Here is a 21,249-nt window from a genome sequence, read left to right on the forward strand (position 1 = left end):
CAGTTTTCTACGCTATACTGCTCACAATTATACAAACGTTTGTTTTCGAAGACAGTGTGTTGAGTTTTATAGCCAGTTTTACTTCAAGCACAAAGGTGTCATCTGAGTAGCTGACTACTTGGATCCAGTTTCACCTTATGATAGTGTCATCCCAGTGCCCAGACACTGGGATCCAGACTTTAATTGTTATACTTGTAAATAAGTCTGGTAAAAATAAACGTTCATCTCAAAATGCAGTATTTTTGTTGAAATAGCTCAACTGGATCCCAGTGTCAAGCACTGGGATGACACCATAGGGGCACTGGAATGACACCATTTGGTAAGCGAATTTCCTTCGAATTACAACGTACGTGCACTCTATATGCACTTGATTGACAAATGCTCTCTTATCAAAACCTCAAGAATCTGCACTATATTTAATGCTGCGCCTTTGCGCAGGTTGTCAGCCACTATCCACATATTTAATCCGTGCTCAACAGTATTGTCTCTTCTAATACGCGATACATATACAGCATTCTCCTGTACAACATCAATTTGAGTTATGTATTCACTGTCTTCACGCCTGTTGTACACTAAAACTCCACTATCTTCGGCTTCACTTAGCACTTCACGAGCTTGTTCTTCAGTGATATGTTGATCAAATTCCACATTTACTGCCATAGCGTGACCGATAAAGACGGGTACCCTTACACAAGTTGCAGTAACTTTTATATCTTCCTCTAAAATTTTTTTTGTCTCCTCTTGCATTTTCCATTCCTCTTCTGTAGAACCATTTTCCATGAATTCTCCTACATGGGGAATGCAATTGAATGCTATTTGCTTAGAGAATATCTTGGGTTTTTTAGCTTCGTTCATAAAGATTTTTTTTGTCTGGTCATAGAGCTCATCCATTGCTGCTTTGCCTGCACCAGAAGTTGATTGATAAGTTGAAGCAACGATTCTCTTTATTTTTGCTTTCTGGTGTAATAGATGTAGTACTAGCAGCATCTGTATTGTAGTACAGTTTGGATTGGATATTATGTTGTGGTTTTTATATTCCATAATTTTTTCTTTATTAATCTCTGGAATAATGAGTGGCACACCCTCTTTCATTCTAAAATGGGAACTGTTATCTATCACGATGCATCCAGCCCGTGTTGCAATTGGTACATACTTTTCAGAAACATGATATCCAGCACAGAAAATGGCTACATTAGTTCCAACGAAGTCATAATCCTCAAGGTATAAAACTGTTAACTCTTTGTCAACAAAACTCACCTTCTTCCCTTCTGATTTCTTCGATGCAAGTGCAATAACGCAATCTATTGCCTCATCTTGAAATTCAGCAAGCGTGCTTAATACCTCACGCCCTACTCTTCCGGTTGCTCCAATAACAGCAATTTTGTATCCCATATAGATGAACCTCTAACTTTAAAATTATATTATATTATATTATATTTTTACTGATAAAATTTACAATTGTTTTAATATTTTTACCTTGCAATTAATTGTAATTTAGCTATTATTATGCAATATTAATAATATTACATAATGAAATGAAAGATGAGTAAGGAATACGATGAAACTAAGGTTAAACCTGCAATGTCTACACCTCGAGAGCCTGAAGGAACCAATGGATCAAAGGCCCAAAGTGTTCTTTCGAATAAAAGAAAGCCTGCAATAAATTTTGATGATAAAAAGTATGGTGTAAAAGCCCCTAAAATAGACCAACAGTCTCTAAACAAAAGACAAGAATCTTCAAAGCTAAGAGATTTCTTAAGGTCAATACCAATAATAGGGAGATTTTTAGCAAGGATTTTCACACCTGAAAAAATAGAAATCATCAGTAACCCTATGTATGACAACATGGAAGCATATAAAAAATCGCAGGAAGATTACCCTAGTAAGATAAAAGATGAAACTAGTATAGATGATGAACACACAAAAGAAGTAGATAGTAAACTTGAGAAGGGTAATGTTGAACAAGTGGACAACAAGAAAAGTCGTGGTTCATAAATATCAATCATTTAAAAATTATCTCTAGCTATAACATTGTATCTGTTCAGATGCGTGGCTCATGTACAAATATTGAAACAAAAATTCCAGTGCTCCCTTTCTCGTCATCCCAGTGCTTGACACTGGGATCCAGATTGGGCACTAAGTTGGTAAACACGAAAGCGGTTAATCCTTTACAACGTTTTTGATGGAACTGCGCGAAAGAACTGGATGCCAGTGTCACGCACTGGCATGACACCCATTTGTTCCTATAGTTATCTTTTCTCGTCTACCTTATTTTGCCACTCTGCTGAACAGATACATAACATTTGCTATACAGAAACTCTGCGATACCAAAATAAATAAAGAGGTACGCCACTTGCGGTGAATAAGCTTGCGATCAGCAAGGTATTCACAGAAGTTTCAAATATTACCCAGCAGCAAAAGGTTGTTGCTATACTGCCAATTAAAAATTTGTAACAACTCTTTTCTTGCACAATAACTCTGAGAAAAGCAAGACTGCATGCAAGGTAAACAAATAAAAATGAAACTACAGAAAAGTCGATAATTGATGTGATCTGCTTAGCAAAATTGTTGCTTGAAGTGAGGATTAGTAAAGTTGCAGTTCCAACTGAGCTAGTTGTTATGCCCCAGAAAGGAGAACCGTGCTTGTTTCTTTTAGCAAAGAACTGTGGCATCAGTTTATCTTCTGCAAGGCCAAGGGCCACTTGTCCACTAGCTAGTACCCAAGCATTTAAACTGCCAACACAAACAATAAAAGCAACAATAGAAATGATCAAATGCCAATTACCTGAAAACATAATTTTTATTGCGTCAACATACGGCGCTTTTGAATTAACTAGATCATTGCCGTTTATCAATCCCATGATTGAAAGACTATTAATGAAATATATAACTGCAACAGAGATTGTGCCAAGTACTATGGCTCTTGGTATAGTCTTTGCTGGATCGTTGACTGATCCTGCAGGTGCTGTCGCTGATTCAAGTCCAATAAAACACCATAGAGTGAGTAGTGTAGAGCGAGCAAGGACTTGAGACATCGTGAGGCTTGATATTTCCTCACTTATGATAAAATTATTCCTATCAAAGAAAAACAACGCTGTTACTGGTATAGCAAGCAGTGCGGTAATTTTGACAGTCATCAATAAAAGCTCAACACATCCAGCAGCAGTGACACCTCTTAAATTTATTAGTGTAATGATCGTAAATAATAGTATTTCTAAAAATAAGCGTATATTTTGAATATCTCCATGAAAAAGCGAAGTAAGATAGCCAATACTTGCAACGATTACTGCTGTCGTGCTAACCCATGAAATCACCCAATATGTCCAACCAACAAAGAAAGCTGCAGCAGAGCCAAAAGCATGCTTTACATAAACGTGAGGGCCACCGGTTTCTGGAAATTTTGCGCAGAGTAAGGCAAAAACCAAAGCAAGAGATATAGCACCAAGCCCTGATATCACCCAGCTTATAAGGCTATACATGCCATATGGAGCAAGGCTAATTGGAAGCATAAAAATTCCAGAGCCAATTTGGCTGCTAATCACTAAGGCAAAAATAGCCCAAAAACCTATTTTGTTTGACACAATAACTTTCAATTCTTATCTGAATAAATTAACAATATAACTGAAGCTCAGAAATTTCAATCGATCTTTATAAGAACTTGCATTTTTCTCAATTTATTTCTAAAATAGATTATATTAACAGATTATTAAGATGGGGTTATGAATCCGAGGTTAAAAACATTTTTGGTTGTTTGTGGGTATGCTTTATTATTTGTTGCTTGTATCGCAGCATGGGTTCTGTTTTTATATTTAGCCAATATGTTTCTTCAATTCTTTTTTCCTCAAGTCTCAAGTGAACCAGCCATCGAATTAATTCTTAATATACTCTCTTTGGTCATGCTTGCTGTTTTCTTCGGTATATATATACTTTGCTCTATTTTTACAGAAAAGGTTACAAGTAGCTATCGATCTTTCAAAAATGAAAACGGTGATTATGATGCCTTTTCTGAAGTGTATCATGATCCAACAATAAATGTAAGAGATAAAATCTTGCTTTTTTCTATACATTTAATATATTGGATACAGTTGCCATTTCTGTATTGTACTTTGAAGATACTTGCCGTTAATAGCTTACTGCAAGGATGGAAAGATGAAGGATTTTCACTACCTCTTCAAGCGTGTTTCATACTTATAAATGCTATATTATTAATTCCAGTAGCACTTCTTGAGTTAATAAAGTATCCATTGATAAAGCTCTTTTCACCTTTGGGTTTGAATGTAAAGCAGCTAAGCTTTTTGTTTAATGTAAGTGATGTGGGCACTGGTAGTCAAAGTGTTCATACTAGAAGTTTTGAGGAAAGCACCATTAAATGTGCTAAAGAATTAAAGGAAAAATATGGGACACCATCAAATGAGTTAGATGAAGAGTTTAAAAGTTATATAAACGATTTAACAAGTGAGGAAAAATACTGGATAGAACCTTATCTAAGATTGGATGGTTATGAGATTGGGGAGTTGGTAAATTGGGTAGATTCACGAACCGGATTGACACCGACACAGGCTACAAATTTAGTTTTAATTGCAGCAAGAAAGCAAAATGCAGACGTAGAACATTTGAAAGTTACATTACTGGTTCGCTTTCATGAAAGTGAACGCCAATGTGGTCCTGGAATGCTTATCCGCATCATTTATGCATTAAGTAGCCTTGAAGCAAAAAACAACTTTGCAGCTCAACTAGAGCCTCAGCCAATAGGAGAGTTGGCTAGTAATACTACTAAAAGATTTTTTGAGAGATATATGGACAAGCATTACTATAAGATAAAAGTTTTGAAAGAAAATTTCGGTGATTTGTATTCACCAAATTCTGGAGTGGATTTGAGCAACGTGAGTGATGAAGTAAAGGATGGCATTTCTTATACAAGAGATGCTATAAAAGAATTTGTGTTTAAGGAATTATATGTAAAGTTTTATAACGACTATGGAAAAAAAGGTATTAGAAGAAGTGAGATAAAGCAAAAACTAAGGGAATTAATAACAAATAAAGTTGTAGATGCGGCAATATACTCTGAAATAGATGAGATAGAAATTCCTCCAGAACCACCTACTTATCTTGAAAAAGTAAAAACATTTTTTGGAGGTCATGCAAGGTCTTCTGCTGCTTAGTGGTTTAATTCGTGCTATATAGCTAAAGTGGCTTAGATTTACCGACAATTTGAAAAACGACGAATTCGTCATTCCGCTACTAGTTAGCGGAATCTATACCGCAAATGAATCCATAGCTGTACGAACATTGTGATTTGAGAGCAATTTCCACAAGGGAGGATGTCATTCCAGTGCTTGGCACTGGAATCCAGCCTTTATTATGCAGCCACTTGGTTGAAATTAAGTTTTCTGGATCCCAGTGTCTAGGCACTGGGATGACACCATTTGCTGTGCAATTTACCTTCAAAAATGAATGTTCGTACAGCTATGGAATGAATCGTGGTATGACGCGTTAGCTATAGCTTTGTCCTCCCTTTTCTGAATGGCTTGCAAGCTGCTGTCTCTACAAAAACTATATTTTTCTTCAGAAGAGAGTTATATTGTAACTATGGACAAAATAATCATAAAAAAATTTGGTGGGACTTCGCTAACTGATTTAAACCGAGTTGCAAATTTGATAAAAAACGATATTGAGAAAGGTTGTAATGTAATCGTTGTTGTATCTGCTGTTGCAGGATTTACTGACCAAATGGCTTTTCAGGCTAGGCAAATCTCAAATTTAAGTTGCAGACAAGAGTTGTCAGAGTATGACGTTATGCTTTCAGCAGGAGAGCAAATCTCTTGCGGTCTATTAGCTATCACTCTCCAATCGATCGGAGTTAATGCTAAATCGTGGCTTGCCTGGCAGTTACCAATTGTAACTGATGATTTTTATTCTGAGTCTAAAATAAAAACAATAAAGATTGACCGTGTGAAAAGATCTTTTGCTGAGGGTTATACTGCTGCGATCATCGCTGGTTTTCAGGGTATAAATGATGATAGAATCACTACTTTTGGAAGAGGAGGCTCTGATATATCAGCAGTTGCCTTTGCAATAGCCTTTGGTGTTAGAGCTTGCGAAATTTTTACTGATATTGATGGAATATATACAGCAGACCCGAAAATTGTTCCAAGGGCACGCAAGCTCAAATTTATCTCTTACGATGAAATGTTGGAAATGTCGTCATCTGGTGCTAAAATACTGCATAATCGTTCAGTACAACTTGCAATGAAACATAACATTAAAGTGCAAGTGCTATCCACTTTTAAGGAAGTAGAAGGCACCACAGTACTACACAAAAGGGATGTACTAGAGAGATACTTAATTACTGGAATAACTTATAGCACTAATGAAGCTCTTGTCACTTTCACTAACCTTGCAAATAACTTGCGTACTTTAAGAGATATAGTAGGGGCAAACGTTAAAATTGATATGATACATGGGTCAAGTTTTGTTATCTCCAAATTTGATATTGATTTAATGGAAAAGTTACTGAATAAGAATGAAAATTATGCTATAAACGATAATATAGCTAAAATTTCAATAATTGGTATTGGTGTTATGTCTAACACTGAAGTGATGCACCGCACACTCAAGGTTTTAAGCGAAAAAAAGATAGAAATACTTGCTATCACAACCTCTGAAATCAAAATCAGTATAATTGTTCAAAAAGAATGCGCTGTAGCTTTAGTCAAAGATTTACATACTAAGTATGAGCTTGATATGCAGCACTAGGATAGGCTTGACGTCCGGAACTTTTTTTGAAGTAATCCGATTTTTCATGGTGCGTTTATTTGATTATGGAAATAGAGATTAGCAGGAACTTTATAATGTAGAGACTGGTGTCGTCTTCTATAGTTATACCAGGTAACAAAATCCTTTTTTACTCGGATTAACCAATTTTTTTTGGTCTAATTTATGGGGTGCATTATACCTTTACAATTTTGTTAAAGACTCAAAACTCTCAAAGGCCTTACTCCTTAATATATTATCAAATTATTCATCATTATATGATACAATTTACAGCATATTTATAGTAAGGTGTTAATTATGAAAGAGGCGAAGGGAAATAATAATAGTCCAGTAGTTAGATTAAAGGCAACAGCTAAAGAGTTCAATTTTAGTAAATTAAGAGCAGATCAAGGTAATAAACTAGCAAATTCTGGTGAAACAATGTTCTTAGATTTTCAAAGGATGAATTTTGTTATTAACGGAAAAGAAATAGATAGAAGTCTTATTATTGCACTTAAGGAAGGAGCTAAGCACCGCAAAAGCGAACTTTTTAATAGTGATGATATATATAATGACGAAATATTTAACAAAAAAGGAACAAGAGAAATAGATACGGATCGTGGCAAAGCTTTTGTTGCTTCAGTACTTAAAGATATTAAGAAAGAGCTTGCAAGTGATGCATTGGGTGAGCTGTGGAAGGATCACTGCGAGAATCCCAAAACTGCTGATCATCAAAAAACTGATTCATACAAGAAAGAATTTGAAGAATTTTACAATGCTGGCCAAAGGTGTATCCATCTATTACCAACAGAGAAAGATGAAAACAAGGATTACCGTTCCTTTGCAAAAGAAGTTTTCAAGAAAATGTTTAGATACGCTGGGGCAGAAGTTCCAAGTGATGCTATTTTAGAAGAGCTAGTCACCAATTGTAATCAAGCAGGGTATGAGGCTGCTCCATTTATGCAAACCCAACTTGCACTTGGACAGTCGTTCATAGTAGAAAACCCTAAAAAAGTAATAAATATTGATTATGCTAACCAAAATAATGTGAGAATTAGATCTGACATGAGGCTACCAATACTTTCTGTCAAAAATCAAGTTATGCATGGGGATAAGATATGTAATCTGCCCAGTTCATTGGAATTTACAATTGAATCTTACGATGGTGAAGACTTTGTAACATACGGTGATGGTAAACTGTCACTTACTATTCCTGAAGAGTTAAAAAATTATAAAGATAATGGCAAGAGCTTGTTTGATATTATTAAAGAATATTTTCAGAAATTCTGTGCAGAATTAGGATTTAAACATGAGACAAAAATACAAATAGAGCATGACTTAGGTACTCAAATAAAAGTAAGTAACTATTTAGATGGTACAATATCAACCACAGGATCAGATGCAAATGAAGAATTTATCAATCTTTTAAGCGAAAATCTCAGAGAGAGGTTATTGGGGTCGGGAATTGCTCTAGAAGATGAAGATGTTGATGGTATTGTTGAAGTCAGAGTATCTACAGTTATGAATCTATTGAGTGATTATGCTAAATTGGAAGATAATAAAGAAAACAGAGAGTTATTAATAAATGAAGTAGCAGATAATTTAGGGCTTTCCTTTCAAGGTAAAACAGCATCAGAAGTATTGAAAGGATTTGATGATGAAATGTTAATGCATAGAGAAAGTATAGAGAATAACATGGGTCAACATATAATGGAATTAGGATCTTTACCTTCTTTGATAAGAGGTCAGGTTAATCATAATCAAATGCAGTCTGTTGTAAGTACTTTTATCAAGTTAATTATCGAGGGGAAAAGCGAAATATACAAAAAAAAAGGTGCGATTAATGCAATTGATGCAATTCATCAGAAGATAGATAAGGCGATTGTTGAGCAAGAAAAAAAAGCAACCAACAAACAAGATGTAGAAAATGATAAATGGACAGATAGAATAAAAAAACAGAAATTATCTATGGAATCACATGGACATTTATTTTAAAGATACTAGACTTCTTTCAAAACCCTGTTTATGGTGAGAAATTTTTAGGAGAAGAGCAAGCGCAGAATACATTAGACTTCTTTCAAAATTGGGAAAAAGGAGTAAGATAAAAGATCTGCGTATTGCCAGGCCGACTTTATTGTATAGCCATAGTAGTTTGTAAGTTAAAAACGTGATATAAAAGAGATAAGAGAGAAAGATAACCCTGCTCACTAGGAATAGCGGGCGTGCGCGACCGAAAGGAAATTGGTATTACAACCGTTGGTATCAAGGTACGCTAGCCCTATCTCTCGATACGTTTGAATAGTTGCTTGGGACATATATATGCACCAGTTTACAATCTTAAATTAACTAAAACTATCGAGGTTTATTATGGTTACATCTTATCAAAATTTTATTGGCATTGACATCGGAAAATTTAAAAATGTCGTTGCAATTCACAAAAAGAAGAATGCTGTCGAATTTGATAATAATGCTTCTGGTTGGCAACAATTATTTCAAGAGTTTTCAGATATTCTACCTAATGCTTTAGTGACTTTAGAAAATACAGGGAAATATGAGCTTGGCTTATCACATTTTCTTACCGACAAAAATATTGCCGTGCATCGAGCTAATACTTGTAAAGTAAAAAGCTTTATTTTATCTCACGGAACTTTAGCAAAGTCTGATAGATCAGATGCAAGAGCTCTTGCTCAATATGGATTTGAACGCCATAGAACTATCTCTCTATTTGTACCTACCTCTACAGAACAATCAACTTTGGCTGCACTTTGTCAACGTCGTGATGATATTACGCAAATGAGAACTCAAGAAAAATGCAGACTTGAAGCACCGGAAAATGATCATATAAAAGAAAGCTGTCAAAAGACCATTGAGTTTTTCGATAGTCAAATAAACGAACTCAATGATACTATACAAAAGATTATTGATGAAAGCCGCAAATTACAACAACGCCAAAAAATTCTTAAAACAGTTCCTGGAATAGGTAAAAAGTTATCACAAGATTTTTTGTGTTTAATGCCAGAGCTTGGTTACTTAAACAGAAAAGAAGTAGCAAGTCTTGCCGGAGTTGCACCGCATCCAAAAGAAAGTGGTAAAGCTGTTGGTTACCGAAGGATTACAGGTGGTAGAAGTAACGTTCGTTCAAAGCTCTTTACAGCCGCTATGGCTGCTACAAGGTCAAAATCTATACTTGGCGCCTTTTATTCTAAGCTTGTTGAAAGTGGTAAGAAGAAGATGGTAAGTTCTAATGCGTAAAATTATAGTTATTGTTAATGCCAGACTTAAAGAAGCAATTAATTTACACAGCAGTCACTGAAATGGGTTAATGAATATGTGAATAAGTACGTTCACACAGACTTAAAGTACTTATACCAATTCCCATGACGCGGGACAATAACGAAGAAGAAGCCCATACTGAAGCAAGTAGAATAGCGGGGTAAAGTAGCATCATTGTCTATCCGATTCCTGTGTAGTGGGAACTGGTATTATTCACATATTCATTGGCTTAAGCAGGCAGTAGCTGTTTGATATAAAATTCTATTTCTATGACAAACGGGTTTTTATTGCCCACATGATTGAACAAAGTTACAGAATTACACAAATAAAAAATTAAAAAAAACATAGTTGATTGGGTGGAAAAGAAGGTAAGACGCAACTTAATGCGAGCCAGGAAAGCAAAGAAAAGGTTTGGTTGGAAGAAGTGGAGTAGCGAATGGATATACAAAACGCTGGGTCTATATTCAGACTACAGAATAAGGTATTACAAACCGAAAGCATCACCAGTACAATACGTTATAAACTTTGGCAAAGAATCTGCTAGGAAAGCGTAGTGCGGATGCTGCGTTTGAGGAGGCGGGAGCTAGAAACGTTAACATGGGAATTTGGATTGAGACCCACCACGAAAGTGATGACCAAACCCTAAAGTAGGCGCGCCAGTTCTCGATCCTACATATTTTTTTGAAGGTCAAATCCAGTTTAGGGTCGAGAAATTTTGATGGCAAAAATGCCTAAAAAACATTAATAATTATACACTATTCTATACAAATATTCAATCTTTTTTGATATTTGTTCAAGTGTGGCAGAAAAACTTATTCAAATAAAGTAGGTGGTAAAATATAAACATTTTATAAAGTGAAAAATGGACTTTTCAGGCCACTGCTGACTCAATACCCAGTCAATATCCTTTCTACCAGTTCTTTTACTGTCGGTACGTAGCCATTCTCATAAAACGGATCTTGCTTGAATTTATATACATTATGTCCGGAAAACATGAGTTCGTTCTCAATATCACCATCGTGTATAACGTTTTGCAGTGTTTTTTGTATGCAAAAACTACGCGGATCTGGCTTTCGTCCTGTTGAATGGTCACCATGATCTTTCCAATTGCTAAACAAACAATGACTTAAGCATCCCATACAATTGATTTGATCTTGTCTTATCTCTGCAAACTTGCCTGGCGTCACAAAAATAACAGTTGTATCTGGAGTTTTCATTGCTTCTGTATACCCTGCTTTAGTCCATGTATTTGCCAGTTCTTTGTCTTTTGCAGTAAGGTAGATCTTTCTACCTCTGCTACCCATTGCAAATTCATTATCAAATTCTTCGCTAGCATTTTCTGAAAACTTTATTTGACGTGAATTCCGTTCCTGCAACTCACGTATGAAGTTATTTTTTACTGCAGATGAGTAAAACCCTGTTGGACTGAATTTATTTAAAAATACATCACCTTCTTCTAAAGTGAGTAGCTTCTTTTTCCACTCTGCAGAAATTGAGCTTTCTTTCGTCAAAAGTGGACGAGTGCCAAACTGAAAAGCTATCGGTCCAATTTGCAGATTGTCAAACCAATGTTTCCAATCTTTCAAATGCCACACTCCTCCTGCCATAACAATTGGTGTTTCTGAAAGACCGATCTCGTTCACGAAAGATCTAAGCTCTGCAACTCTTTCAAATGGAGCATGTGGTAGCTCTGGATCTTCACTGTTACTGAGTCCATTGTGCCCTCCAGCAAGCCATGGATCTTCATACACTACTCCACCAAGCAAATAGGAAGATATTCTTTGGTAAGCACGCTTCCATAATGCTTTAAAAGCACGCACCGATGAGATAATAGGGTAATAATAAACCTGATATTTAGCTGCAATTTCTCCAAGCCTATAAGGCATGCCAGCACCGCAGGTAATACCATGAATCAAACCTTTCGCTCCTTCTAATATGCCATGAAGCACGCGTTCTGCTGCTCCCATCTCCCAAAGTACATTCATGTGTATTCTTCCATGACCTTTTGATATTTCATTTGCTATTCTTGCCTGACTAATTCCAGCTTCAATACTATACTCAATCAATTCACTATGCTTTTCATTTCTTGTTTTGCCTTTGTAAATCAGCGGCACTAACTCGCCATTATCATCAATAAGCTTAGCATTTGCACCAGAAAATGTACCCACAGCATCTGCTGCAGCAAATGCTCCGCTTGATCTTCCATCACTAACTGCAATGCCTTTGCCGCCCTCGATGATTGGCCACACTTCCTTTCCTGAAATTACTATCTTTTTTATCTTATTTTTCAAAACTTCCTCGCAATCTTTCACTCTATTTTACTTAATTACTAAAAAAATGATAGCTGTTTATTTTTTCTTGTATCATCAGAGCCTCTGCATAGCCAAATTTGGGTTTTTAGTAGACACAGCAGCTACTGTAAATATAGTTTCAAAAGAAGTTAATGCATTTTGCTATATGATTATAGGTCTAACAGGCGGAATTGGGGTAGGAAAGAGCTTTGTAACTAATTGCTTTCAAGAGTTTGGTGCTGCTGTCTTTAATGCTGATTCTGTTGTACACCAACTTTATAGAGTGGATAAAAGCATAATAAGTTATGCAGAAAAAAATTTTCCTGGAGTGGTGGCAAATGGTGAAATAGATAGAACAGTACTGTCTAAATATTTCTTAGCCTATGATGAAAATTGGAGACAATTTCAATCTTTGGTTCACTCTGCTGTGCTGCGTGAATTAGAATTTTTTATTGCTAAGGAAAAAAAGATCGATAGAAAGCTTTTAGTTTTAGATGTGCCGCTTCTATTAGAAACAAAATTTTATTTATATTGCAACCTTATTGTTTTTGTCCATGCAGATAGCGTTGTGCAAGCTCAAAGACTTAACGAACGCAACATAGATAAAGAAAAGCTAAATTTAATCTTCAATGTTCAGTTATCTATTGAGGAGAAAAGGAAGATGAGTGACTTTATTATCGATACCAGTGTAAGCAAAGAGTATGTTTTTTCTCAAGTAAAAAAAATAGTGAATTCATTAAACCTAAACACGTAGCTCTACGTCATACCGTCACTTGGCCGCTAACAAGCAGCGGGATGACGGTTGTCAGGGTAGCTGTCATCCCAGTAGCCTCCCTCTCTTGTCATCCCAGTGCTTGACACTGGGATCTAGCTTTTTGGTAATTTTATCGAAAATGTTTGCTCGTTTACAATCAATTTTCCTGGATCCCAGTGTCTGGGCACTGGGATGACACCCTACTTAACCGTCATACCGCCGCGGTATCTCTTAGCCGCTAACACCTAGCGGGATGACGATTGTCGATAAATCTAAGTTACTTTAGCAACAGTTATTCTCCACCAAATTACTCTGAATTTTGGTTATATTATTTGCGGATTTCACTGCTGAAATTTCAAACCTCGAGTTTGTGTTCAGAAATAATTCGATTGACCTACCAAAAAAATCATATCTCCACCCCTTGAATAATTTATCTGTCTGTCCAGATATTGACCCGGTTAACTCATCTTTTGAAGAAACTAATTTCCTTGATATGTTACTTTCTTTACATTTACTATCTAAAATAATTGAGAGTATATCAAGTACAGATTTGTCATAATTACTCGATAAGGTGTTGTTTTGCTGCATCCAATTTCTCTCATTTTCATTAAAAATATTTACAAACTCTAGTAAATCTGCATCTTTTATATTTTTTGTATTCCTCTTGAGGTCATCTAAAATCTCATCAACATGCTCTACATTTTTTTCAATAAAATCAGCTATTACAGCATTATTGATTATTTTATTACGGTTCATATTATAGCGCTGTGCTAAGGTTTCTTGCCACTCACTAACTGCTTTAACAGTTAGTATCAATCTTGGATTTACTTCATAATTAAATTTAATCCTCTTCCATGCATCTTTTGGGCTATGTAAATACTTATTTATATCAACTATTGATTCCATCTCTTCTTGAAACCAACCCATCCTATTATTTTCTTCAAGTTTATTGCACAATATTTGGTATAGGTCATATAGGTGTACCACGTCTTTTACTGCATAATCTAACTGATCTTCGGACAATGGACGCCTTAACCAATCTGAATTTTTAGCTTTAATTTTATCCAGTGCTATCCCTTGATATTGCTCCACTACTTTTGAGTAACCAATGAAGTCATGATAATAATGACAAAACATAGCAGCAACTTGGGTATCAAAAATGGGAGTGGGAATACATTTAAACACAGTGAGTAAGGATTCTATATCCTGCCGGCAGCTATGAAACACTTTGGTTATCCCCTGATTTAGCATTATTTTCTTAATGAATGATAGATCAATTTCTGGCACTAATGCATCTACAATAAAACTCTTCTCTCCGTAAGAAATTTGAATTAACGATAATTTTGGGTAGTAGATTAAATTATTTCTAATGAACTCCGTGTCAACTGCTATAAATTTCGGCTTTTTTGCTATCAATCCCTCACATATGTCCTCCAGCTCCGACGTTGTATTAATTAACATATATTTTTTATTCAGTGGTTCTACTTTACCACTTACATTAAATTTTTGCAATTAATGACTTCTTGCAGAACTTTCTATCACTCATTGGTGTCATTCAAGTAGCTTTTCCATGGCTTTGTTGCATCGCTAGCTATGATGGATTAAAGATAAAAAAGATGGCGAATATTAGTAGCTTATTATTCTGGTATTTATAACAAGAACGGTCAGTGAATACCTAAATTTGAGTAAAAGAAATTTCACTACCATTCACCAATCCGGCTAAAATTCAAGAATTTCAATGCTTTAGCTATTTTCAATAGAATTAAATTTATTAATATAAATAACAAATTACTATTCTTAAATTTGATCAGATTGATTGCAAAAAAACAAGATTTTCAATAGGTTGCTTATAATCCTAACTATAGTTAGCCTTTCATAAGTAGCGATGCAACAAAGCCATCCCAGTGTCAGCTACTTGAATCTGCCACGCAAATTGCCTGCAAATTGCAATGTTCGTACAGCTGTGCGTCATGCGCTGGAATGGCATCAAGGGGTAACTTTTTATTTAAACAATGATTGTAAAATGATTATAATAAGAGATCTATTGAAATTTTAAAGTTATTAAATATTGACGCTATATACTTAAGTGTTAAAATAGAATGAAAAGTTTTTAGGAGTTTATATGGCAGCAGGTGGGAAAGCAAAGACAGCTAGTAAAAATAACCCTACTCAGCGTAAGAAAGCTGAGCAAAAAATGTATAAAGATAAACCGGTAAAACCTGTTAGATATATAGATCGTGACTCGCGCATGAATTATATGTCTGCTCAATATGACAACGGCAATCTGGTTGAAGATGAGGTGAGCGGCAATCCTATAAAGTGGGAAGCTGTATAATAGTTGTGGTTAAAGTTACTATTAATTCTAAGGAATGTGAAGTAGAGCATGGGCTCACTATAATTCAAGCTTGTGAAGTTGTGGGCGTTGAAATTCCACGTTTTTGTTATCATGAGCGTTTAGCAATTGCTGGTAACTGCAGAATGTGTTTGGTTGAAGTGGAGGGTGGGCCTCCAAAACCAGTAGCCTCTTGTGCAATGCCAGTTGCAGAAGGGATGGTTATTCACACTGATACCCCTAAGGTTAAAAAAGCACGCGAAGGAGTACTCGAGTTTTTGCTAATTAACCACCCGCTTGATTGCCCAATTTGCGATCAGGGTGGTGAATGCGATTTGCAAGATATCACGATGGCTTATGGGAAAGGAACCAGCAGACTTGATGAGCATAAGAGGGCTGTGCCAAAAAAACACTTCGGACCACTGATTGAGACTGCGATGAATCGATGCATTCATTGCACTCGGTGTGTTAGATTTTTGTCTGATGTTGCAGGTACAAATGAACTTGGAGGAATCGGAAGGGGAGAAAATGTAGAGATTAGCACTTACATAAAAAGGCATATTAGTTCTGAATTATCTGGAAATATCATAGATCTCTGCCCGGTAGGGGCTTTAACTTCAAAGCCTTACTCCTTTACAGCGCGTCCATGGGAGCTATCATATTGTGAGACTATAGATGTGCTAGATGCTGTGGGTAGCGCAATTAGAGTTGATTATCGTGGCCTGGAAGTTATGCGGATATTGCCAAGACTGAGCGAAGAAGTGAATGAAGAGTGGATATCAGATAAAACCCGCTTTGCCTATGATGGACTAAAAGTTCAGCGTCTTGATCGACCTTATGTAAAAAAAGATGGTAAATTAGCCCCAGTTGATTGGAATGAAGCATTAACTGTTGCTGCAAAGAAATTAAAGAATACAAAATCAAATAAAATAGCTGCAATTGCAGGTGATTTAGCAGATTGTGAGTCTATGCTTCTACTCAAAGAAGTGATGCAGAAGCTCGGCTCGGGGAATATAGACTGTAGGCAAGATGGTGCAAAGCTTGTACCAAGTAATCGTGGATCGTATGTGTTCAATACCACTATTGAAGGTATAGAAAATGCAGATTTGTGTCTGCTTATAAATACAAATCCAAGGATAGAAGCACCGATCATTAACGTAAGATTGAGAAAGAGATATTTACAGGGCAACTTTCCTGTTGCAAGTGTTGGTCCTGACATTGAATATTTATATCATGTTGAGAAATTGGGCGATAATCCTGGTATTTTGAGTGAAATAGCAAATGGAAATCATAAGTTCTGTGAGCTGCTGAGTGCTGTTCAGAGCCCTATGCTGATTATCGGTCAAGATGCATTAGTAAGAGACGATTCTGAATCAGTTCTAGTTCTGGCTGGCAAAATTGCAGAAAAATTTAACATGGTCAGAGATGACTGGAATGGCTTTAATGTGCTGCATAAAGCTGTAGCAAGAGTTGGTGGGCTAGATATTGGGTTTGTTCCTAAAAAAGGCGAAAGGGATATTAATCAAATATTGGAACATGCAGAAAGTGGTGAAATAGAAGTAGTTTATCTTCTTGGTGCAGATGAAATTGATACATCAAAATTAGAAAATACATTTGTAATTTATCAAGGTCATCACGGTGATAAGGGTGCACATGTGGCAGATGTTATCTTGCCTGGTGCTGCATATACAGAAAAATATGCAACTTATGTAAACACTGAAGGTCGAGTGCAAAGAACAAATTTAGCTGTATTTCCTCCAGGTGAAGCGAAGGAGGATTGGTTAATTATTAAAAATCTCTCGCAATATTTGGATCTCTCTTTACCATATGATAGTTTATTTGACGTGAGAAAAAAATTAGATACTATCGGTCCACAGTTTAGAAATGCTGATCAAGTGGTAAAGAACACATGGGTACCAATTAGCAATGGTAAAATAAATTTAAGTAATACACCTTTTACTTTAAAGGAGTGTAATTTTTATATGACGGATTCAATAAGTCGCGCTTCAAAAATAATGGCAGATTGTACTAAAGCTTTTTATGAACACGCTAGTTAATATTTTATTTATTTTAGTACCTCTACTACTTTCAGTTGCATATTTGACATACTTTGAGCGTAAGGTCCTTGCTGCAATTCAACTGAGGCACGGCCCAAGTGTAGTTGGACCTTTTGGGCTATTGCAGCCGTTTGCAGATGCCATCAAACTCATAATTAAAGAGCCGATAATACCATTTAGAGCGAGCACTATACTGTTCATTATGGCTCCAATGCTTACCTTTATCTTGGCATTAATTGCCTGGGCAGTTATACCGTTTGGTGCTGAAGTAATTGTAGAAAATGGCCAGCAAGTAGTTATTCCTAAGGTTATAGCAAATATTAATGTTGGAGTGCTTTATGTGCTAGCTATATCGTCGCTGGGAGTATACGGCGTAATTATTGCAGGCTGGTCAAGCAACTCCAATTATGCATTCCTTGGCGCTATACGGTCGGCTGCTCAGATGATTTCATATGAAATTTCAATAGGCTTAATAGTTGCTACAGTTGTTGTTACAACTGGTACGTTGAACCTTGGAGAGATGGTGGTAGCGAAACACAATATGCCATTTTGGGTTGATTTGCTACTAATGCCTATAGGAATAATATTTTTTATTTCTTTGCTTGCAGAAACTAATCGTCACCCATTTGATTTACCAGAAGCTGAAGCAGAGCTTGTCTCTGGATATAACGTTGAATATTCATCCATGCCTTTTGCCCTTTTTTTTCTTGGAGAATATGCAAATATGATTTTAGCAAGTGCTATGATGACGATATTCTTTCTAGGAGGGTGGTATCCTCCGTTAGAACTTGGTTTGCTTTATAAAATTCCAGGTTTGATTTGGTTCGTTTTGAAGATAGTTATACTTTTATTCGTATTTATTTGGATTAGAGCAACAATACCTCGTTATCGATATGATCAGCTAATGCGCCTTGGTTGGAAAGTATTTTTACCAATATCAGTGTTTTGGGTGATACTCATTTCAGGGGTGTTGCTCTTTACTGGGAATTTGCCTGGATCCAATGTTTAATTTCCCAAATACAAGATTAAGACGCAGGCGCTCGAGCAAATGGGTTCGCAATTTAACAAGTGAAAATAGTTTATCAATAAATGATTTAGTTTTTCCTCTATTTGTTCATGACAGAGAAGAAACAACTGAACCAATTTCTGGCTTACCAGGTATAAAGTGTTATTCAATAGATGGATTAGTGTCTATAGTTAAGGAAGCTAAAGATTTAGGAATTAATGCTGTTGCAATTTTTCCTGTAGTTGATAGTAAATTAAAATCTGAAAACGCTGAGGAAGCATATAATTCTGACAACTTAATCTGCAGAGCAATTTGTGCTGTAAAATTAAAGGTACCTGAAATTGGTATTATTGCAGACGTTGCATTGGATCCATACACTATTCACGGCCATGACGGCATTTTAAAAGCCAATCAGATGGATGTAGAAAACGATGAAACTATATCAGTGCTGTGTAAGCAAGCGTTTGCTTTAGCGAAAGCAGGATGTGATATAGTTGCTCCTTCTGATATGATGGATGGTAGAATAGGAAGAATCAGAAAATCATTAGATGATAACAACTTTCAAGACGTATTAATATTATCTTATGCAGTAAAATACTGCTCTAGCTTCTATGCTCCATTCAGGCAAGTCGTTGGTTCATGTGGGCTATCACATTCTATAGACAAAAGTGGTTATCAAATGGATTATAAAAATGCGTGTGAAGCAATGTGCGAAATTGAAATGGATATAAATGAAGGTGCAGATTTTATTATGGTTAAACCTGGTATGCCATATTTGGATATTATCAAAACAGCAAGTGATAAGTTTAATTTTCCGATTTTTGCTTACCAAGTAAGCGGTGAGTACGCAATGATAAAAGCTGCTGCAAATAATGGCTGGCTAGATTATGACAAGGTGATTTATGAATCTTTGATTGGTTTCAAACGTGCGGGTGCAAGTGCAATATTCACTTACGCTGCACTTGATATTGCAAAAAATTTAAGTGCATAAGCCCTATAAAATTATTAAATTTTTGGCGCATGTTCTTCTACTGTTGCTGCATATTACTTAAAGTTTTCCAATACATGTTTTAAGTTGTTGATAAGTCCGTTACAATACAGTATTATAAATAATATAAACCAAGTGTTACTTAGAACATGGGGATTTTTTTTGAATTTTTGGGAAAGATGCTAGGCAAGGTTTTTCCTGCCAAAACAGTAAGCTCTTTTTTGGGAATAGGATATTTACCAGGTTGGCAGAACTATTGGTCTTCTTTTTTAATATTATTTATTGTCGATGTTATATTAACTCTTACATATGGAGGCGAATATTTACTATATAAAATGCCAAATTCAGGAATAGTTGTAGCTGCTATTTTTACAAAATTGGCAATAGTTATGTTAGTAATGCAATTAATTGGAATATTTATTTTTCATGCTCAGGACCCTTCAGCAAACAGTGGTGAAGACATAGTAATACAAATAGCGTCAGGGCAAGTACTGACTGTAGCACTTTCAATGCCAGCAATAATGTCAATCTATTATGCTGTAAGTAAACTATATGGGAATATATGTAAGCAGATGTTTCAATGCCCATTTTGGTTTAATGATTTTATGCACTTTTTCTTTTTTCTTATTATACCTTACGTATTTTTTAATGTCGTAGAAGTGATAAAACCATGGCCAATAAGTTCAATACAGCTCAGCTATAATAATGCAATGTCAATTACATTTGAGGGAATTTTTCACACATTTTATGCGGTGATTTTAGTGTATTTAACAGCATTTATATTCTGCGATTTAACTATGCATGATGCAATTGTCCTAAATAAAAGCATAATTCAGTATGTGAGGGAAAGTTCAGCAGTTTTAGGTGATTATTTACATGATACTGTTAAAAAAATAGGTATTGAATAGTACTTATTTATTTATATATTTAGTATAAAAAGTGTACAATTTGTGTGAACTTACAAAGTATAATAAAAGAGTTGCAAGATTTTTGGGCTGGTGAAGGGTGCGTTATACTTCACCCATACACATCTGAAGTTGGTGCTGGCACATTACACCCTGCAACAATTATGTCTGCAATTGATACAAAACCGACAAAAATTGCATATCTACAACCAGTAATTAGGCCAGCAGATGGGCGCTATAGTGATAATCCTAATCGTTTGTATCAACATCACCAATATCAAGTTATAATAAAGCCATCTGGTAATAATTTACAAGACGTCTATTTAGATAGCTTAAAAGTTCTTGGCATATCTACAGAAAAATATGATATTAAGTTTGTTGAAGATGATTGGGAAAATCCAAGTGTTGGTGCATCAGGACTTGGGTGGGAAGTTACATGCAATGGAATGGAAGTAACACAGCTTACTTATATACAGCAAGTTGGAGGGATTGACTGCAAGATGATTCCTGGTGAGGTGGCATATGGGTTGGAACGTTTAGCAATGTGCATACAAGGTGTAGATAATGTTTATGATATAATTTGGAACGATAACGGTGTAACTTACGGAGATATTTTTAAACAAAGAGAATATGAATTTTCTTATCTAGCATTAGATTATTATGATACTAAAGTGGTACAGCAGCAATTCGAAGATACGGAAAAATTGTGTAAGTTCCTTATTGAAAAGGAGCTACCAATGGCAGCTTATGATCAATGTATTAAAACTAGTCACCTACTTAATCTGCTTGATGCAAGAGGTGTGCTTGGTGTGAATGAACGTACAGCTTATATTGGTAGAGTTAGAGAGCTAACAAAAAAATGTTGTGAATTGTACATGAGTAAATAGCGT

Annotated in this window: 18 protein-coding genes and 2 pseudogenes; 14 read left to right on the top strand and 6 right to left on the bottom strand. The window is 35.7% G+C overall.

What is annotated here, in order from left to right:
- Positions 1 to 226: 226 nt before the first annotated feature.
- Both OPR57_RS00260 and OPR57_RS00265 read right to left on the bottom strand, forming a co-directional pair.
- Positions 227 to 367 carry a hypothetical protein gene (locus OPR57_RS00260; protein WP_265036594.1) on the bottom strand — a complete coding sequence of 47 codons (141 nt, stop codon included), beginning with the start codon at positions 365 to 367 and terminating at the stop codon, positions 227 to 229.
- Positions 358 to 1,392 (bottom strand): aspartate-semialdehyde dehydrogenase, encoded by a 1,035-nt coding sequence (locus tag OPR57_RS00265; protein WP_265036596.1) that lies wholly within the window; start codon positions 1,390 to 1,392, stop codon positions 358 to 360. The genes OPR57_RS00260 and OPR57_RS00265 overlap by 10 nt, the downstream gene beginning before the upstream one ends.
- Positions 1,393 to 1,542: 150 nt before the next feature.
- Here OPR57_RS00265 and OPR57_RS00270 point away from each other — a divergent pair, with 150 nt between their 5' ends.
- Positions 1,543 to 1,995, top strand: coding sequence for a hypothetical protein (locus OPR57_RS00270; protein WP_265036597.1), 453 nt, complete (start codon positions 1,543 to 1,545; stop codon positions 1,993 to 1,995).
- Positions 1,996 to 2,306: 311 nt separating this feature from the next.
- Here OPR57_RS00270 and OPR57_RS00275 read toward each other — a convergent pair whose 3' ends face one another.
- Entirely contained in the window at positions 2,307 to 3,581 is a 1,275-nt protein-coding gene (locus tag OPR57_RS00275; RefSeq protein WP_265036598.1) for an APC family permease, read from the bottom strand.
- 138 nt (positions 3,582 to 3,719) lie between these two features.
- Here OPR57_RS00275 and OPR57_RS00280 point away from each other — a divergent pair, with 138 nt between their 5' ends.
- Positions 3,720 to 5,162, top strand: coding sequence for a hypothetical protein (locus tag OPR57_RS00280; RefSeq protein ID WP_406831464.1), 1,443 nt, complete (start codon positions 3,720 to 3,722; stop codon positions 5,160 to 5,162).
- 115 nt (positions 5,163 to 5,277) lie between these two features.
- Here OPR57_RS00280 and OPR57_RS08125 read toward each other — a convergent pair.
- Positions 5,278 to 5,454: pseudogene (locus OPR57_RS08125) on the bottom strand (WPE palindromic element domain-containing protein); the annotation flags it as partial.
- A gap of 135 nt (positions 5,455 to 5,589) precedes the next feature.
- On the opposite strand from OPR57_RS08125, the gene OPR57_RS00290 reads away from it, so the two are divergent.
- The 3 genes and pseudogenes from OPR57_RS00290 to OPR57_RS00300 all read left to right on the top strand — a co-directional run bounded on the left by OPR57_RS00290 (position 5,590) and on the right by OPR57_RS00300 (position 10,066).
- Positions 5,590 to 6,756, top strand: a complete 1,167-nt coding sequence (locus OPR57_RS00290; protein WP_265036601.1) for an aspartate kinase — start codon at positions 5,590 to 5,592, stop codon at positions 6,754 to 6,756.
- Between the two features lie 315 nt (positions 6,757 to 7,071).
- Positions 7,072 to 8,748, top strand: coding sequence for a hypothetical protein (locus OPR57_RS00295; RefSeq protein ID WP_265036603.1), 1,677 nt, complete (start codon positions 7,072 to 7,074; stop codon positions 8,746 to 8,748).
- Between the two features lie 372 nt (positions 8,749 to 9,120).
- Positions 9,121 to 10,066 (top strand): annotated as a pseudogene (locus tag OPR57_RS00300) (IS110 family RNA-guided transposase).
- A gap of 847 nt (positions 10,067 to 10,913) precedes the next feature.
- Here the strand turns inward: OPR57_RS00300 and OPR57_RS00305 are convergent.
- Complete coding sequence (locus OPR57_RS00305; RefSeq protein ID WP_265036605.1) at positions 10,914 to 12,317, bottom strand: NAD(P)H-dependent flavin oxidoreductase; 1,404 nt, start codon at positions 12,315 to 12,317, stop codon at positions 10,914 to 10,916.
- Positions 12,318 to 12,483: 166 nt separating this feature from the next.
- On the opposite strand from OPR57_RS00305, the gene coaE reads away from it, so the two are divergent.
- Positions 12,484 to 13,071 carry a dephospho-CoA kinase gene (gene coaE, locus OPR57_RS00310; RefSeq protein WP_265036607.1) on the top strand — a complete coding sequence of 196 codons (588 nt, stop codon included), beginning with the start codon at positions 12,484 to 12,486 and terminating at the stop codon, positions 13,069 to 13,071.
- 19 nt (positions 13,072 to 13,090) lie between these two features.
- Positions 13,091 to 13,267 (top strand): hypothetical protein, encoded by a 177-nt coding sequence (locus OPR57_RS07965; RefSeq protein WP_265036609.1) that lies wholly within the window; start codon positions 13,091 to 13,093, stop codon positions 13,265 to 13,267.
- A gap of 86 nt (positions 13,268 to 13,353) precedes the next feature.
- Here the strand turns inward: OPR57_RS07965 and OPR57_RS00320 are convergent, their stop codons facing one another.
- Positions 13,354 to 14,532: a ribonuclease D gene (locus OPR57_RS00320; RefSeq protein WP_265036610.1), complete on the bottom strand. Its 1,179-nt coding sequence runs from the start codon at positions 14,530 to 14,532 to the stop codon at positions 13,354 to 13,356.
- A 424-nt stretch (positions 14,533 to 14,956) separates the two neighbouring features.
- Here OPR57_RS00320 and OPR57_RS00325 point away from each other — a divergent pair, with 424 nt between their 5' ends.
- The 7 genes from OPR57_RS00325 to OPR57_RS00355 all read left to right on the top strand — a co-directional run bounded on the left by OPR57_RS00325 (position 14,957) and on the right by OPR57_RS00355 (position 21,246).
- A complete protein-coding gene (locus OPR57_RS00325; RefSeq protein WP_265036612.1) occupies positions 14,957 to 15,127 on the top strand; it encodes a hypothetical protein in 171 nt (56 codons plus the stop codon).
- A gap of 66 nt (positions 15,128 to 15,193) precedes the next feature.
- On the top strand, positions 15,194 to 15,406 hold the full coding sequence (locus OPR57_RS00330) for a hypothetical protein (protein ID WP_006279675.1): 213 nt from the start codon (positions 15,194 to 15,196) through the stop codon (positions 15,404 to 15,406).
- 5 nt (positions 15,407 to 15,411) lie between these two features.
- On the top strand, positions 15,412 to 17,460 hold the full coding sequence (gene nuoG / locus OPR57_RS00335) for an NADH-quinone oxidoreductase subunit NuoG (protein ID WP_265036613.1): 2,049 nt from the start codon (positions 15,412 to 15,414) through the stop codon (positions 17,458 to 17,460).
- The gene (gene nuoH / locus OPR57_RS00340; RefSeq protein WP_265036614.1) at positions 17,444 to 18,469 is read left to right on the top strand and encodes an NADH-quinone oxidoreductase subunit NuoH; all 1,026 of its coding nucleotides are present in this window, start codon (positions 17,444 to 17,446) and stop codon (positions 18,467 to 18,469) included. The genes nuoG and nuoH overlap by 17 nt, the downstream gene beginning before the upstream one ends.
- On the top strand, positions 18,462 to 19,457 hold the full coding sequence (gene hemB, locus OPR57_RS00345) for a porphobilinogen synthase (protein WP_265036615.1): 996 nt from the start codon (positions 18,462 to 18,464) through the stop codon (positions 19,455 to 19,457). The genes nuoH and hemB overlap by 8 nt, the downstream gene beginning before the upstream one ends.
- A gap of 146 nt (positions 19,458 to 19,603) precedes the next feature.
- Positions 19,604 to 20,362 (top strand): phosphatidylglycerophosphatase, encoded by a 759-nt coding sequence (locus OPR57_RS00350; RefSeq protein ID WP_265036616.1) that lies wholly within the window; start codon positions 19,604 to 19,606, stop codon positions 20,360 to 20,362.
- A 44-nt stretch (positions 20,363 to 20,406) separates the two neighbouring features.
- A complete protein-coding gene (locus OPR57_RS00355; protein ID WP_265036617.1) occupies positions 20,407 to 21,246 on the top strand; it encodes a glycine--tRNA ligase subunit alpha in 840 nt (279 codons plus the stop codon).
- The last annotated feature ends 3 nt before the right edge of the window (positions 21,247 to 21,249 follow it).

The organism is Wolbachia endosymbiont (group A) of Anomoia purmunda, assembly GCF_947251545.1.
In the GTDB taxonomy this organism is placed as follows: Bacteria; Pseudomonadota; Alphaproteobacteria; order Rickettsiales; family Anaplasmataceae; genus Wolbachia.

Excerpts from the sequence above, each read along its gene's own strand:
- OPR57_RS00265 (WP_265036596.1), bottom strand. The coding sequence starts at position 1,392 with ATGGGATACAAAATTGCTGTTATTGGAGCAACCGGAAGAGTAGGGCGT.
- OPR57_RS00270 (WP_265036597.1), top strand. The coding sequence starts at position 1,543 with ATGAGTAAGGAATACGATGAAACTAAGGTTAAACCTGCAATGTCTACA.
- OPR57_RS00280 (WP_406831464.1), top strand. The coding sequence starts at position 3,720 with ATGAATCCGAGGTTAAAAACATTTTTGGTTGTTTGTGGGTATGCTTTA.
- OPR57_RS00290 (WP_265036601.1), top strand. The coding sequence starts at position 5,590 with ATGGACAAAATAATCATAAAAAAATTTGGTGGGACTTCGCTAACTGAT.
- OPR57_RS00295 (WP_265036603.1), top strand. The coding sequence starts at position 7,072 with ATGAAAGAGGCGAAGGGAAATAATAATAGTCCAGTAGTTAGATTAAAG.
- coaE (WP_265036607.1), top strand. The coding sequence starts at position 12,484 with ATGATTATAGGTCTAACAGGCGGAATTGGGGTAGGAAAGAGCTTTGTA.
- OPR57_RS00320 (WP_265036610.1), bottom strand. The coding sequence starts at position 14,532 with ATGTTAATTAATACAACGTCGGAGCTGGAGGACATATGTGAGGGATTG.
- OPR57_RS00325 (WP_265036612.1), top strand. The coding sequence starts at position 14,957 with ATGCAACAAAGCCATCCCAGTGTCAGCTACTTGAATCTGCCACGCAAA.
- OPR57_RS00330 (WP_006279675.1), top strand. The coding sequence starts at position 15,194 with ATGGCAGCAGGTGGGAAAGCAAAGACAGCTAGTAAAAATAACCCTACT.
- nuoH (WP_265036614.1), top strand. The coding sequence starts at position 17,444 with ATGAACACGCTAGTTAATATTTTATTTATTTTAGTACCTCTACTACTT.
- hemB (WP_265036615.1), top strand. The coding sequence starts at position 18,462 with ATGTTTAATTTCCCAAATACAAGATTAAGACGCAGGCGCTCGAGCAAA.
- OPR57_RS00350 (WP_265036616.1), top strand. The coding sequence starts at position 19,604 with ATGGGGATTTTTTTTGAATTTTTGGGAAAGATGCTAGGCAAGGTTTTT.